8 protein-coding genes are annotated in these 14811 nt (G+C 65.0%); 3 read left to right on the top strand and 5 right to left on the bottom strand.

Annotated features, from left to right (window positions below):
- Positions 1 to 84: 84 nt before the first annotated feature.
- Both BLT78_RS03140 and BLT78_RS03135 read right to left on the bottom strand, forming a co-directional pair.
- On the bottom strand, positions 85 to 372 hold the full coding sequence (locus tag BLT78_RS03140) for a type II toxin-antitoxin system HicA family toxin (protein WP_090347576.1): 288 nt from the start codon (positions 370 to 372) through the stop codon (positions 85 to 87).
- Positions 369 to 1286 (bottom strand): viperin family antiviral radical SAM protein, encoded by a 918-nt coding sequence (locus BLT78_RS03135; protein ID WP_090347575.1) that lies wholly within the window; start codon positions 1284 to 1286, stop codon positions 369 to 371. The genes BLT78_RS03140 and BLT78_RS03135 overlap by 4 nt, the downstream gene beginning before the upstream one ends.
- A gap of 184 nt (positions 1287 to 1470) precedes the next feature.
- Between BLT78_RS03135 and BLT78_RS03130 the strand changes: the two genes are divergently transcribed.
- On the top strand, positions 1471 to 4191 hold the full coding sequence (locus BLT78_RS03130) for an ankyrin repeat domain-containing protein (protein ID WP_090347574.1): 2721 nt from the start codon (positions 1471 to 1473) through the stop codon (positions 4189 to 4191).
- A 45-nt stretch (positions 4192 to 4236) separates the two neighbouring features.
- On the opposite strand, the gene BLT78_RS03125 is transcribed toward BLT78_RS03130, so the two are convergent.
- Positions 4237 to 5295 carry an ADP-ribosylglycohydrolase family protein gene (locus BLT78_RS03125; RefSeq protein WP_090347573.1) on the bottom strand — a complete coding sequence of 353 codons (1059 nt, stop codon included), beginning with the start codon at positions 5293 to 5295 and terminating at the stop codon, positions 4237 to 4239.
- Positions 5296 to 5497: 202 nt separating this feature from the next.
- On the opposite strand from BLT78_RS03125, the gene BLT78_RS03120 reads away from it, so the two are divergent.
- Positions 5498 to 7735 carry a hypothetical protein gene (locus BLT78_RS03120; RefSeq protein WP_090347572.1) on the top strand — a complete coding sequence of 746 codons (2238 nt, stop codon included), beginning with the start codon at positions 5498 to 5500 and terminating at the stop codon, positions 7733 to 7735.
- Between the two features lie 23 nt (positions 7736 to 7758).
- Complete coding sequence (locus BLT78_RS03115) at positions 7759 to 8832, top strand: helix-turn-helix transcriptional regulator (RefSeq protein ID WP_090347571.1); 1074 nt, start codon at positions 7759 to 7761, stop codon at positions 8830 to 8832.
- On the opposite strand, the gene BLT78_RS03110 is transcribed toward BLT78_RS03115, so the two are convergent.
- Both BLT78_RS03110 and BLT78_RS03105 read right to left on the bottom strand, forming a co-directional pair.
- Entirely contained in the window at positions 8799 to 10877 is a 2079-nt protein-coding gene (locus BLT78_RS03110) for a hypothetical protein (protein ID WP_090347570.1), read from the bottom strand. The two genes, BLT78_RS03115 and BLT78_RS03110, sit on opposite strands and share 34 nt — an antisense overlap.
- A complete protein-coding gene (locus BLT78_RS03105) occupies positions 10874 to 14485 on the bottom strand; it encodes a hypothetical protein (RefSeq protein ID WP_090347569.1) in 3612 nt (1203 codons plus the stop codon). Before BLT78_RS03105 ends, BLT78_RS03110 begins: the two co-directional genes overlap by 4 nt.
- Between the last annotated feature and the right edge of the window lie 326 nt (positions 14486 to 14811).

Raw genomic sequence — 14811 nt, 5'->3', positions numbered from 1 at the left:
CGCGGACTAGAGCCGCCCCGACTGATGCCCAAAGGCTGGCATTATCGCCTCAGTATTCACTTAGCGGAACGGGGAAGTGAACCATTAAGGGGCACGTCTTGTCCTGATGTGATATTGCCCGACGAGCGCGACAGTTTGTGTCGCGTCCGGGCCTGGGAACATGTTCCCAACCTGGACGCTCTCGGCACTGCGCAGGTCGCGGCGGAAGTTCTGCAGGCTGCGGCAGTCGCTGGGGGACTTGGCCACGGTCAGCGTCGGTCGACCGCTTGGGTGGGTCAGGCGGCCATGCTTGCTGCCACGATGGAAGCGCCAGCCTTGCCGGACCAGTTGGCGGATCAGTTGGTCGATCTCCTTGTTCGAGCAGTACTTCATGCGCCCTCTCCTGCCACAGCCGGGCTGTAGCGCGCGTTGAAGCGCTCGGGGGCGAAGGCCATCTGGGCGAAGGCTGCCTCGGCGCCAGCCTCGAGGATCGGTCGGCTGTAGGCATAGCCCTGCCCGGCGATCAGCGGGCTGTTCTGGAAGAAACGCCCATGGGGATCGACCATCAGGTAGGACTCGCGCATGTCCTGGTTGTCTTCAGCACAGAGGATGTTGGCGAAGGTGCGGTGACGGGCGACGAAGGCGGCGAACTGCTCGTCGCTGACGGTCAGATGCTGGTTCACCACCGGCAGCATGCGCAGGACTTTCCACTTCTCGGGGGCGAAACGTCGGATCAGGGCGCTGAGGTCTTCAGCGTGGTTGAACTGGTTGACCACGGTGTTGAGCTTGAGGTGCAGGCCGGGGTTTGTCTGGCGAACCAGGGCCAGGCCGGCCGCCAGATCATCCAGGTCGAGCAGCCGGCCACGACGGTCGATTCGGCCGATGGTGCGGTTGGTCTCTGGGCTGGCCGAATCGATGCTGATGCCCAGCCAGGTCAACTGCGGCGCCAGTCGGTCCAGCAGCTCCCGGGTCAGGCGAGAGCCGTTGCTGATCATCGAGACTTCAAAGCCGAGTGCCCGGGCCTGGCTGGCGATGGCTGGCAGCTTATTGGCATGCAGCAAGGGCTCGCCGCCGGCCAGGTTGAGGCGGACGGAACTCCAGGACATTCGGCTGGCCAGCGGGTTGGCACGGTTGCCCGGCCGGAAGAATCGGTACAGCTCGCTCAACAGCGCCGCGCTTCGTTCGGGGTCGTGGATCAGCTCGCGCGGGCAGGCGGAGTCGTTCCAGGTGGCGTAGCAGTACTGGCAACGGTAGTTGCAGGCTTCGGTGAGGTGCCAGTTGAGGACCAGCGGGGTGGGGTTGTGCATGACGCGGACTCCATGGATTGGGGTCCGCGCAGGGTGTCAGGGGGCCGGATTGCCCTGTATGAAGAACCGCGTACCCCCTCCTCCATCGCTGGCCTGCGAGGGGGGGGTACGGGATTTTTCAGTGGTAAGGTGACCGGGCTTTGCAAGGATTAACGCACCTTCAACAACACCAAGGACAGGCGCCATGAGCACCCTACCACTGACAGAAGCCATCCTGCTGGAGATTCATCAGAGTCTCGGCTGCCCAGGCTATCCGACCACCAAAAAGAACAAGTTCGCGACCGGGCAGGACAGCCTGGAAGCCCACAAGGCCATGGGCGAGGAAGTCCTGCATGCCATCTTCGATGCCCTGGATATGGATCCTCGGGCTCGCGTTGACGCCATCGACAACCTTACCGAGTTCGGGAATTCCTACAAGTATCTCGAGCTGAACACCTGGACCTTCGCTGCCGATGAGCGACAGATCATCTGGATGCTGCTGGGCTATTTCTACATGCCCGGGCTGGCGCGCCGGGCGGCATTCTGGAACCTCGAGGAAGCAGTGGACAAGGGCATGCCGGGCGGGCGCTTCTGGTATCTGCCCGAGCCCCGCGAGGTGGACGGCAAGCCCAGCCTGTATCTACCGGTGGCCCAGGTGGTGGACTGGCTGCTGGACCTGTTGGGGATGCCGCTGGAGGAGTTTGCCGACGTGCGCAGCGAGTCCACAGACGGTGGACATGATGGCCTGCGGCGCTCGTTGTACAACTGGCGCAAGGACACCACTATCCGCCCCGACACCTTCCGCAAGTACTTCTCGGACAACACGGTGCTGGACTTCAAAGGTGCGTTCGTTCTCGACAGCAGCCGCTCGCCTGCCGAGCAATTCACCGATGCCCTGGGCTTCGTGACGCGCAAGCAACTGACTGCCGACCAACTGCGTCTGGAAATCCCGATGACCCAGCCAGGCCGCCTTGAGGCGATTCTGGATGGCTGTGTGGATGACGACGAAAAGGCTGCTTTCGTGGCGTGTCTGGCCAGGCGTTACGCTGTCCCCTCGCCTCACACCATCCGCCAGCGCCTGCTGTTTGCCCGCATGGTACAGGATGGTTATACCCGCCTTCTCAAGTTCCTGTGCCCGGGCGTTGATTCGCAATGTGCCGATGCCCGGCAGAACAAGCTGCTGCAACTGTTTTCCATCTACAAGTTTGCCTACAACATGACTATTGGAGCTTGGAGCAATTGCAGGGATCAGGGCGAGGCGGCAGAGAATGCCTGGTTCGAGGAGCATCTGCCGCCATGGGACGCGCAGGGGTTGTACCTTTCGATTTTGCCCTCTCAGCGGAAAGCCGCGAATTCCGCGCTGGCCGAGCTGTTGACCCGTCGCTTCGCCGAAATACAACCCGGCATAGCCCTTGAAGATCATGTCGGGCTGGACGCTGAATCGGCCGCCCCGATCATCCAGCGCAATATCGAACGAATGAAAGCGACTACCGAGGAGTTCAAGGCGGAGCTGGGGCTGGCCGAGCGCCTGAAAACCGCATCGCCCTGGCGGACACTGCAGGGGGAAAGCCGCTACGGGGTAGTCAACCAGATTGCCCAACGGACGGATCTTGGCCCCAAGGTCAGTCAGGCTGCCATCCAGCGCCTGCGCGAGCTGGCAGCTACTCCTTCGGAAATCCTGCAAGCCACGCTCTTCGAGCTGGATGACTACCTGAACAATGAGCGCAGCAACAGGCCCAAGGATGCCCGCGACCGTGTACAGAAGCTGCTCGAGGAAGCAGAGTCCAACCCCGCCTACGAGCTGTGGGAGGCCGCCATTCTGCAATACAAGGCCAAGCACCTGCTGGCCTGCAATGACTTCGAGGGTGCCGGCAAACTGTTCAAGGAAGCTTTGGAAGCGGGGCGCAAGCGCTGCTACGGCTCACTGCGCGGAGAAGTGGCTCGGGACGGTTTTGCTGTGGAGGTCGCCAATCAGAAGCTGATCGTGAACAACCACGAGAAGTACTACAGGGAGATGCTGGCTGGCGGCATGATGGCTGAGTGCGAGGAAATACCCAGCATTGAGGAAACGGCTCGTTGGGCTTCCGAATACTTCTGGGACACCCTGTACAAGCCCTATCCAGGAGTCCCACACCAGAAGCGGCACGCGAGCGACGTAGGCCGAAAGATGTACGGTGAACTGCTGCCGCTGTTCTTTACCGGCGATCAGGACGGCTTGCTGGCCTGGATCAAGGCCAATCGCCAGCTGCTGAAGTCGAGCCTGCCCGACGTCGACGGCAATTCGGTATTGATGCTCCTGATCAAGATGCGCACGAGCTTTGCGCAAGGACTGCACAAGCTTCCGGCTGCCATGTTGGAGGGAGAGCAACAGAACTTCGCGGCCATGCTGGAGCACTGGAGGCAATTCTTCGGCCTGCTGGCACAGCAAGCACCAAAACAGCTGAACATTGCCGATTTCAAGAAGCAGACCCCACTGATGCTGATGACCGAGGCCGGGGATACCGAGCTGGTCACGATCATGCTGCAGGCTGGAGCCGACCCGGAAATGCAGGACTGGCAAGGTATGACCGCCCTGCACTCGGCGATCAAGTCTCGTGTGGACAGCTGCGTCGATGCCCTGCTCGATCATCCGTGCTGCCTGGACAAGCTCACCGACGACGGCCAGTCGCCACTGCATACCGCAGCCTGGACCGGGAACCTGCATGCGACCAGGCGTCTGCTACAGCTGGCGCCCGAGCTTGCCTGGCAGCGCAACTCCCAGGGAATGACGCCCCTGGAGCGGGTCGAGTACCTGATCGAAAACCCGCAAGCCCTGCAGATGCTGGCCGAGGAACTCAGGCACAACGGCAGGCGCTGCGCCTCGAAACGGGAGCTGGAAGAAATCGCCAACCTGCTGGAGCAGGTTGCGCCGGTCGCCAAAGCCTGAGCCTGGTTGACGCATACCCCACATGACGGGGTATGCGTCTCTTCCTCACCCCCCCGGATAACGCGCCCAGATGGCACGCTCCATGTCACTCCCGCCGCCCTGGTAACGCTCGGGCACTTCGCCGATATCCCGCGCCACTTGCTCGATCACATCGCGCAGTTCCAACTTGTCCAGCCAGCGGCTGGGAATGGCGTCGGGGCCATGGATCAGGCCAAGGAAGTGCCCGGCGATCAGCCCGGTGCTGTCGCTGTCGCCGCTGTGGTTGACCGCCCAGACGATGCCCTGCTCCAGACTGTCCGCCGCCAGTGCGCACCACAGGCCGATGGCCAGCGCTTCCTCAGCAACCCAGCCGCCGCCGAGCTGCTCGATGCGCCGTGGTGTCGGCTGCAGGCCTTCCTCGTGCAGCCTGAGCACCTGCTCGACGATCTGGCGGGTTTCCTCCATGCCGGATTTGTTGCCGTGGGCAGTGAGGCTGGCGCGGGCGGCCTCAGCCAGCGGCAGGCGTTCTTCCCAGATCCGCGCGAGGATGTCCGCGAACAGGCCGGCAGCCTGGTAACCGGTGGGGTGGCCATGAGTCAGGTGCGCCGATTCGGCAGCATTGGCAAAGGCATCGGGGAAGAAGGCACAGGGGGCCACACGCATCACGCCGCCGCAGCCCTTGCTGTCGTTGTCAGCCAGTTCGCCGAAGTGGCGGCTGGCGCGCAGGGCGGACAGGCAGGTATTGCCGGGCGCGCGGCGCGACCACAAGCGGCGCTCGGCAAACAGCCAGCCATCCTCCCCCACTTCGGTCGCCGCACGCTCGCCCTGGGTCAGCAGCCAGCGCAGCAGCGCATGGTGGATCACGCTCGGCGGATGGCAGATGCCCTTCAAGGCGCCACGCACATGGGCGCGCAGCAGGCCCTCGGCGGTGAACAGCATCATCTGGGTGTCGTCGGTGATGGCCCCGAGCTGACCGTAGGCCGGCACGAAGTCGACGATGCCGCACTCGCCGAACTGCTGGCGGATCTGCGCCCAGGTGAGGAACTCGACCGGCGCGCCAAGGGCATCGCCTACGGCGCCGACGAGCAGGCAGCCGAGGATGGCGTCGGGTGAGCGGGGTGACATGCAGGCGCGCGTCCTTTCGGATCTGGGCATGACTGATCTCTCCATGAAGGATAGGGATGATCAGTATGCTCGCCCTACGCGACAGCCTGCGTCGCGCCCGACTCCCGCCCCCATCACAACGCCTCGCGACACAAGCTGTCGCTGCCACCCGATACCCTGCCAGCGTCCCCACCTTTGCCACGGCCTGAGACAGGAGTCCCCCATGAACAACGCAGTGACCGCACTCCCCCCGAGCACCCTGGACGATGATCTGCAGACGTACGCTTGGCACAGGTTCCTGACCGACCTCGCTCCTTCCGGGGTATTGCAGGACAGCGCCGCGCTGCCGGATGCCGCCAGTTCGCGCCCCATGTCCGCTACCGACCGGAAGACCCTGCAGCAGTGGATCGCCAGCGACTTCGCCAACGGCAGCATCGGCTGCGGCTTCGGCGACCTGCTGGAGCTGCCGCTGTGCCTGCGCAATCCCGGCAGCGCAGCCATCGTCTGGAATCACTGGTACGGCAGCCAGCGCCAGGTGACCCGGGTTATGGATTTGCTGCTCAAGGTGCGCTCCCCGGAAACCGCCGCCTTTGCCCGCAACGCCCAGCGCTCAAGCCCGGCGGTGGTGCTGTCGATGCTGCTCGGCAATCCACGCCTGGGGGAGCGTCTGCTGCGACAACTGCCACCCGCTGATCGCGAACAGGCCGATCCGGCACGCCGTCTGGCCGGCCAGTTGCGCAGCCTGCTCGGCGAGGCGCATGGCGAGCTGGCAAGCCAATGCCGCGACAGCACCGCCGTCGAGCTGGCCGGGCGTATCGAGGCACACTGGCCGTGCATGGCCTGGCTGCATGACCAGGGCGCCTATCAGCCACATCTGGTCGAGCCCCTCCTGCAGCTGGGCCTGCTGCGCGAACGCCTGCAGGCCGGCGCCTGGTCGGGAGCCGACCGCTCCCGCGCCATTCTGGCTGCCAGCCTGCTGCTGTATGGCCTGCCGCCGCGCCTGGCCGCCCTGCTGGCCATCCATGCCTCGCCGTTCAGGGAGTGCGGCGCGCAGCCCTTCCATTTCTTCGGCCTGAACGGCGAGACGTTCGCCCCGGCACGCCCGGTCTGGGAGCAGATGGACGCGCAGGTGGCCCGCGACACCCTGGCCTATCTGCTGTGCGCCGACGCCGGCAACCGGAGCGAAGGCCCGCGCACGGCGCTGGATCAGGTGCGCCAGCTGGAGGCCCGTCTGGTCCAGCACGGCAGCCTGCCGCGCACCTTCGCCAGCCTCTACCAGCACTTCTGCGCCAAGGACGCCGGGCCGCGCTACGCCCAGTTGCGCGAGGCCTTCGTGCGCTACAGCGCCGCCCTGGAGATCAAGCTGGAGGCCGGCGCGCTGCCGGCGCAGTTGATCGGCCGGCCACTGCAGTTCGAGCGTATCGCCGACCACGCGGCCCTGCAGCAGCGCCTGCGCGCGCTGGTCGAGCAGGAAGCCGAGTGCATCGACATCCCCGGACTGCTCGCCGCCAGCCAGCAGCGTCTCGACCGCCTGCAGGCTATGCACGCGCAGATCGTGACGCTGGGGCAGACGCCATCGGTCTCCGGCCTGCTGAAGATCGCCGAGCTGGCCGAGGCCGCTCGCCAGGAAATCCTCGCCAACCGCGACTGGTTCACCCGCTCGCTGGCCGAGACACGCCCCTATGTCGCGCTCTGGGAGGGCTTCTACGCGGGCATCGAGAAGCTGCAGCGTCAGACCACTCCGACGAGCAAGAGCGAGAAGCGCGAGCAAAAGGCTGCCGAGTCAGCGCTCGGCACAGCAATCACTGTGGCCGGCAATGAAAACGAGGTCATCCTGCAACTGCGCCAGCAACTGCACGACGCCCGCCACGCGACTGCACAACTGCGCGAAGAGCTGAAGGATGCCCGCGGCGAACAGCATCGCCTGCAGCGCATGGCCGATGCGGTCGGCGCCCTGCCCCCGCGTGTCGCGGCTCCTGCGGTCGATACCACTCTGCTGCGCCGGGTCGCCAGCGCCCGCGACAGCCTCAGCCCCAGCGAGGTACTGGCCTATTTCAGCCAGCTTGCCGGTTCGCGCCTAATGGTGCTGGACAGCGCCTGGGACTCGGCAGCCGAGTATCCGGGCCAGTTCGCGGCCACCGAGCGGCTGTTCGATCTGCTCGACAAGCTGCTGTTCCCCTACCTGGACGCGATCAACTCCGGCACTCCGGATACCCAGGCGCGCGGCATCTTCGGCAGCAAGGCCTACTGCGCCAAGGAGTCGGAGACCACCCTCAGCGACGCCCGTCTGCGCGCCCTGCGCGAGTTCACCTGGCGGGGTGAGAAGCGGCTGTTCGTGCGCCATCTGCGGGTCAGCAACCAGACCGGGCTGGAAGGCATGCGCGTGTATTTCGATATCATCGACGGCCAGGTGGTGATCGCCTACGTCGGCCCGCACCTGCCGGTCAGCACCAGCAACTGAAGCCCCCAACTCAAGGAAGAACCATGTCCGCTACCGCCACCCGCAACACCATCAGCCGCCAGTGGGAGCTGCTGCGCAGCCTGCCGGCACGCCCGCCGGGCATCACCGCGCAGGATCTGGTCAAACTGCTCGACGACGCCGGCTTCACGGTCAGCAAGCGCACCATCGAGCGCGACTTGATCGAACTGTCGAATCTGTTTCCGCTGCAATGCAACGACAAGAGCGCCCCCTATGGCTGGTACTGGACACCAGGCGCTACCGCCGAGCTGCCCGGCCTGACGCTCAGCGAAGCGCTGACCTTGCGTCTGGTCGAGGACAGCCTGCGCCCACTGTTGCCCGCCTACCTGCTCAAGAGCCTGGAGCCGCGCTTCGCCCAGGCTCACCAGAAACTGCTGGCGCTCGGCGACCAGGTGCCGGCGGCGCGCTGGATCGACAAGATCGCCAGCGTGCCGCCAGAGCTGGCGCTACTAGCGCCCGAGATAAACGGCGAGCTGCTCGAGCGCATCCAGCAGGCGCTGCTCGAGGATCGTCAGCTGGACTGCAGCTACTTCGCCGCTCACCGCAACAAGGTAACTGAGCTGAGGCTCAATCCGCTGGCGCTGATCCAGCGCGGCAACATCACCTACCTGGCCGCCATCGCCGAACCCTACGAGGACGTGCGGCTGTACGCGGCGCACCGCTTCCAGCAGGTTGATCTGCTCGATGTGCCATGCCGCCGGCCGGACGACTTCAGCCTGGACGAATACATCGCCAGCGGCGCCCTGCAGTTCACAAGCCCGGGGGCGGGCATGATGAAGCTGCAGGCCTGGATCAGCGAGGAGCTGGCGCGCCAGCTGCGAGAAACCCCGCTGGCCGACGACATGCGCCTTGAGATCGACGGCGACGGCTACCGACTGAGCGCTACCCTGCAAGACAGCTGGCAACTGCGTTGGTGGCTGTTGTCGCACACCGGCAAGATCGTTGTGCATGAGCCGCAAGCGCTGCGCCAGGAGTTGCTGAGCCAATTGGAAACCAGCCTCCGGCAGTATCGCGACGCCATGGCACCAGATGCCGACGCGCCCACTCAGGCTTCGCCCTGCTGCAGTTCGAGTGCCTGACCGACCTCGCGCAGGTACTTAAACGGCAGAGGATAGACAGTCAGCCCCTTGTGCCTGATGTGCAGCGGTTGCATCAGGCGCAGGATCTCCTCGGGAACCGTCTCGTGCGTGCCGTACAGGTGGTAGAGGTGGCTGAAGTTCTCCTGTCGGCGCTGTGGCGAACCGACGCTGCCGGCGAAGTACAGGCGCCCGCCGTTATCCAAGTTCAGACCAGTCACTCGCTCCAGGGGGCCGTCCTGTCCCTGCAGACCAACAGCCTTGAGCGGCGCGCCAAGCGCATCCTCCAGCCAGGCGAACAACAGTTTTCCCGAGCCCTTGGCGGGTATCTTCTGCAGCTCGGCATAACCGTAGCTGTCGTAATCCTGAGACAGCAGTGCGTCGAGAACCACGCCCGCCTGGTCGAGTACCGGGTTGGCTGCGCGAAACGCTCTGAGCAGCTCTGTCGGGATGCGCTGACTGCGCCCCTGCGCCAACGCCCGCAGGGTCTCGCCGATGCCACGGAAATCGGCCAGGGCGACCGCCTCGCTGTCGATGAAGGCCAGCACGTCGCCGGTGCTGGGCCAGTAGACCAGCGGGATGTTGGCCTGCGCCCAGTAGGGTGAGCGCAGACGCCTGAGCAGCGAGGTATCCAGGGCATCCACACGCGCCAGACAGGCCTCCGGCTCCAGCCGCTCCACATGCAACCGACCGTCACGCTGTTCAAGGGTCAGGAACAGGTTGGCGGCCGGCCGCTCCTGTCCCTCGTCCTGCTCTTCCTCTTCGTCCTCCTCGCGACGCAGCCGCCAGGGCAGGACGAACAGCGCATCCGGCGGGATCGGATAGCCGTCCAGCAGCTGCCGTCCCTGCTGCAGCTCAAGCTTGAACAGCAGCTCCTTGAGCAGCACGTCCAGCACATGGGGCGAGACTTCGTCCTGTCCCTCCGGCAACAGCTTCTCGACAGTGCAGGCCTGGATCACCGCATCGGCATGGGTGCGCTTGATCTGCCGGTAGGGATCGCGCTCGGGCTCCGCCTCGAAGCGCTCGGCCGGCGGCACGATCAGCAGGTGGCAAGCGCCAGGCTTCGGTGTATCCACCTGCTGCAGCGCGAAGCCACGTACCTGCAGCGCTTCACGCAGGGCTGCGACGGTATCCGGCGTACCGAGCGTGTCGATGATGTACAGCGGCCAGTCGCGGAGGATCTCATCGATCTTCGCGTACTCGCGCTTGAGAACGGCTGGAGTCGGCTGGTAACGCTCGTCGACCTGGATCTGTTGCAGCTCCAGGCTCAGTGCCCCGGCGTAGGCACGCTGCAGATCCTCAAGGAACAGCGCGAAGATGCCGAGCTTGCAGCACTGGTAGTCGCTGAGGCTCTGTTTGCCGAGGTCAAGCATAGCTATTCGCTGGCGCGATTGACGCGGAAGGCTGCACTTGAGGTAGTCCCCCTCCAGCGACTTGTGCAATAGCTGACTGTAGCGATCGAGCCGATAGCGCGGCTTGCGACGCAGACGCGCGGGTAGCTCGCCGTCCTGGTTCAGGAGTGCAGACAATGGCGTGAAGGTCTGCACGGCGATCTTCAGCTGCTGCCTGCCCATGTCGAGCTTCTGCGGCTGCATGGCCACCTCCACAGCCACCAGTTGCGGACTCTCGCTGCGCTGCAGCTTGCGTTGCCTGACCAGGTAATACAGGCCCTCGGCCTCGAAGCGGCTCGCCTCCTGCAAAGCCAGTTCCGGCAACTGGCTGGGCAGGGCCTTGATCAGCAGGCAGGCCAGCAGCCAGCCATGCTGCTCCTGCACGATATCGCGCTCCGAGCAGGTCAGCCGAGGATCGGCCAGGCTCAACGACTCGCCCCTGGGCGTCAGCACATAGCAGGCCTTCTCCCCGCCATAGCGATGCAGCGCCAGCACCGGGCCACTGGCATAGATATCCCGCGCCAACGTAGCAATGCGGGCCCGCTGCTCGCGACCAGCGTAGTCGCGGTAACCGATGCACCACAGGGAGAAGCGCTCGGCGATGCGCTCGCGGTCGAGGGTGTAGCGCTCGATCAGGGTGGTTTCGATACGGCTCATGCGTTGGCCTCCAGCCAGGTGAGAAACTCGATCAGGTTGTCTTCCAACAGCTGTCCGGTACGCTCGTCGAGCAGCGCCGGCCAGTCCATCACCGTCGCCTGCTCGGGCGGGCAACCGCGGAACTGCTCGTCGCAGAAGCGCACCGACTGTCCGGCCGGGCCCAGCACCCGCAGGTAGATCACCTTGCGCACGCCCAGCGCTGCGCCGACACGGCGGATCTTCGCCGTCCAGGCTTCCAGCTCCTGCGCTTCGCTGTCCTGTGCGCCACGCCAGTGCTTGACGTCGAGCAATACCCGCTGGCCGCGGTACTCGACCAGCGCATCGAAGCGCTCGTAGTGCTCGGCCGGCAGGGGCTGCCACTGCAGACCCTGCGCCTCCAGCACAGCACGGGCCGCCTGCTCACCCACCGCGCCCTGATAGATGGCCTGGAACACCAGTGGATTGAGCAGCCAGGGTGAGGCGGGCCAGTGGCAGGCGAAGTCGTTGGCAATGAAGTGCTCGCGCACCTGGCGATTGGCCATCAGTACCGGTAGCCCAGCGGCACGGGCGCTGACCTCCCGCGGCCGCTTGAGCCCGGAGAAGAAGCACAGGTCCGCGACGGCATGCTCGGGATTGCCGCTGAACGCGTAGCCCTCAGCTGACTCACCCGGCAGTTGCAGGTAAAGCAAGGCCTGCTCGACCGGCTCGGCGGCCAGAGCTGGCTGCGTCAGCACCTGACGGCGTAGCCCCTCCCAGGCGGCAATGGTGGCTTCATCGCCCTGGTACAGGTGCTTGAGCAGGGAGCGGATGTACTGGCGGGAATTCTCGGTGTGGCGCACAGCGAGGTTCAGGCAACGGCGCTCCTGCAACGCGGCGCGCTGCTGAGTAGACGGCGTGCCGGCCCGCTCGCGCAGAGCCAGGTACTCATGGGAGAGCAGGCGCGGATCGCGATCGTCGGCGGCGAGCAGCTCACGCAGTTCGGCGTCGGCGAGCAGGAGGATCTGCCGGCGCTTGCAGGCGGTGCGTGCGGTACGGCCGACAGCCTGTTCGACGATGCGCCAGACCGCCGCCGGGTAGTCGCGGGTCTGGTAATAGTCACCAAGCAGTTGCCGGGTGTCGTTACGCAGCAGCCGACGGATCCAGTGGCGCGCCTCGCGTACCGACAGCTCATCGCGCTCCTGCAGAGCCAAGGTGCAATGCAGGCGGATGAGCCGCTCGCTGTCCGGCGCAGTCTCGTCGCCAGGCAGCAGGTGGGTAGGCTTCTCCAGGTAGAGTGCGTCGATATCGGCAGCACGGAAGTCCGCCTCGCCCGTGCCCACCCAGACCAGCGTTTCGCGATCCGCCGGCTGGCCGACCCGGTAGTCGGGATTCTTGCCGGTGCCCATGGTGTTGTAGCTGCTGAACACCACCACCTTGTCCAGGGTGTGGTGCAGCACCTCCAGCACCTGGTCATAGACATCGGCGCGCAGCGCACCGGCATTCACCTCGTGGAATACCCGCACCCGCCGCGCCGGACTCCAGCGCTGCAGGCAGTCCTCCACAAAGGCGCGCAGCTCGTCGTTCTGTAGACTGCGGAAGCTGTTGCGCAGCACCAGCAGGTAGCGATTGTCGGGACTGGCAGCGAAGCGCTGCAGAGCCAGCAGCAGCTTGCTCAGCTGCTGGCGCTGGTAGGTGCAATCCTCTTCGCCGCCGAGCAATCGGTCCAGCTCGAGTCCTGGGTTGCGCACCCTGCGCCAGAGCAGCAGCTGGTCGTACAGCCACACCTCGTCGGCGGAGTGGAACGCCACCTCCAAGCGGACTCGGTCGGCATAGTCGCGCCGCTGCTGATAGTGCTCGTGCAGCCGCTGGCGCTGGGCTCCGTCAACTCGCCGCAAGGCGCTGCCGAGACGCTGCGCCAGATAGTGCAGGTCGAAATTGTGCACCACCGTCTGCGCCTCGGCAGTGGCACTGATGCCGAGCACCACCGCCCCGCCCTCGACCAGCTCGGCCAGCCAGCCGCTGGGTGAGCAGCGCAGGCCGCTGAGCTGCGCGGCCACCGTGTCCTGACTGTCGGCGTGACGGCGCACCTCGATGAACTTGAAGCCGCGCCCATGGTAGCTGCGCTGCTCGCGCGCCTGCGTCTGTCGAGTGGGGCTCAGCGCATGGCTGGCCAGTGCCTCGCGCACCGGCTCGATCAGCCCGCGCAGGTTGTAGTGGCTGAGGATCGAGCCGATCACCTGCTGGCGCTGCGAATCCAAATAACGCTCGCGGGCACCCTCCGCCTCACTGTGTCGCGCATTGGCCTGGCGCTGATAGACCGCCACTTCCATCAGGCGGATGAAGCGCTGGAACAACTGGTCGGCACCATTGAGGAAGCGGCTGAAGGCATCCTCGTCCAGGGGCAACAGCTCGCCATCTGCCCGCTCAAGGACCTGGATCAGGTTCTTCTGGCGCTCCTCGTCATGCTGCAGCCGGCTGAAAGCATGCTTCAGCGAATGCACGTGGGTGTAGCTGCGGTCGGAGAACAGGCTCAGCGGGCCCTGGAGCTCCTCGAGATTTTCCACATCGTAGGCGCAGTCGAGATGCCATTCTTCGGCAAATGTGCGCAGATCGGCGGCCAGCTCGTCGAAACGGCGGGCGATGTCGCGATACAGCGGGCCGTTGTCCAGGTGGTGGACGCCGAGGTTGGCATGCAGGGTACGCATCACCTCGATCAGGTCCACCGCCTTGCGCCGCACCAGCAGCTTGAGGATCTCGCCACTCTGGCGGTCGATCTCGTCGATCAGCAGCAACTGGCCCTGCAGGTCCAGCAGCGGCTGGTACTTGCCCAGCGCATGGTCGCAGCCGTGCAGGTACTTGCTGGTGGTCATGAACAGCACATGCGCCTCGCCGCGGCGCAGCCGCTCGGCGGGCAGGAACTGGTCGAGCAGTGTCTGCTCCCGCGATGAGGTCAGCGGCTCGCCACGCCTCTGACGTTCGAGCAGGCAGGTCTGGATCTCCTTGAGCAGGGTCTTGTGAATCGCCTGCGCCCGTTCCTGCAGATTGTCGCGCAAGGCACTCGCCAGCTCGCGGCGTTCCCTGGCCATGAGGGAGAGTCGGCGGAACTCCGCCCACTGCGCCAGCAGCTTACGGTCTGCGCCAGCAAAACGCTCGACCAGCTCATGCACCAGCTCGTCGCTGCAGCTCTCCAGCTGGTTGGCCTGGCTCGGCAGGTAGAGCACCTGCGCCTTAAGCCAAGCGCGCTGCTCGGTGCTGAAGCGGAGCTGGCCGTCGACAGTCTGAGCGTCGATCAGCTCGAGCAGCTTGTCGCGGGCATGCCGCGTGTTGTCGATCGAGTCGGTGATGTAGATCAGCCGCCACACAGATGCGGAGGGATCCTCGATACGCCGCTGCACCTGCGCCAGCATCTGCTCGATCAACAGGCCCAGACTGCTGTGGGTCTTGCCCAAGCCGGTCTGCACCGGCAGCAGGGCCAGGCAGCCAGACGCATCCGGTCCCGGCTCGTTGGCGAGGTAAGGCGCCAGCAGCTCGTGCAGGACTTGGTCGAGGGGTGTGGGGGCGGGTTGCCTGGAAAAATCGAAACTCGCAAAGACGGTGCGAACCTTGTCCGCATTGGCGGATGGTTGCGCATCAGAATTGACGGTAGGCATGCCGAACGCTCCTTGGGTTGGGGAGGCAAACGAACGCCCAAGATGGCATGGCCGTGCGACAGTTCATGTCGCGCATGAACAAAGCCCCCGATCTACGTCGCTACCTGTTCCTCGCGGTCCGTCTCCAACCAGCAGCCACTTCCGCGCCTCCACAGTCGCAGATTGAGCATCAGTCGACCGAAATGCCCATTCGCTTCAATCGCGATGCCACGGTGGTTGACTCCAGCCCCAACAGCTCCGCAGCCCCTCCCTTTGCATACATGATCCCCCTCTGTATACATGATGCATGGCAGGCCAAGTTTGAAATAAATACCGATTTCGTTGTG

Source organism: Pseudomonas oryzae, from assembly GCF_900104805.1.
Lineage (GTDB): Bacteria > Pseudomonadota > Gammaproteobacteria > Pseudomonadales > Pseudomonadaceae > Geopseudomonas > Geopseudomonas oryzae.
This window is presented reverse-complemented; position numbering and strand designations above follow the sequence as displayed.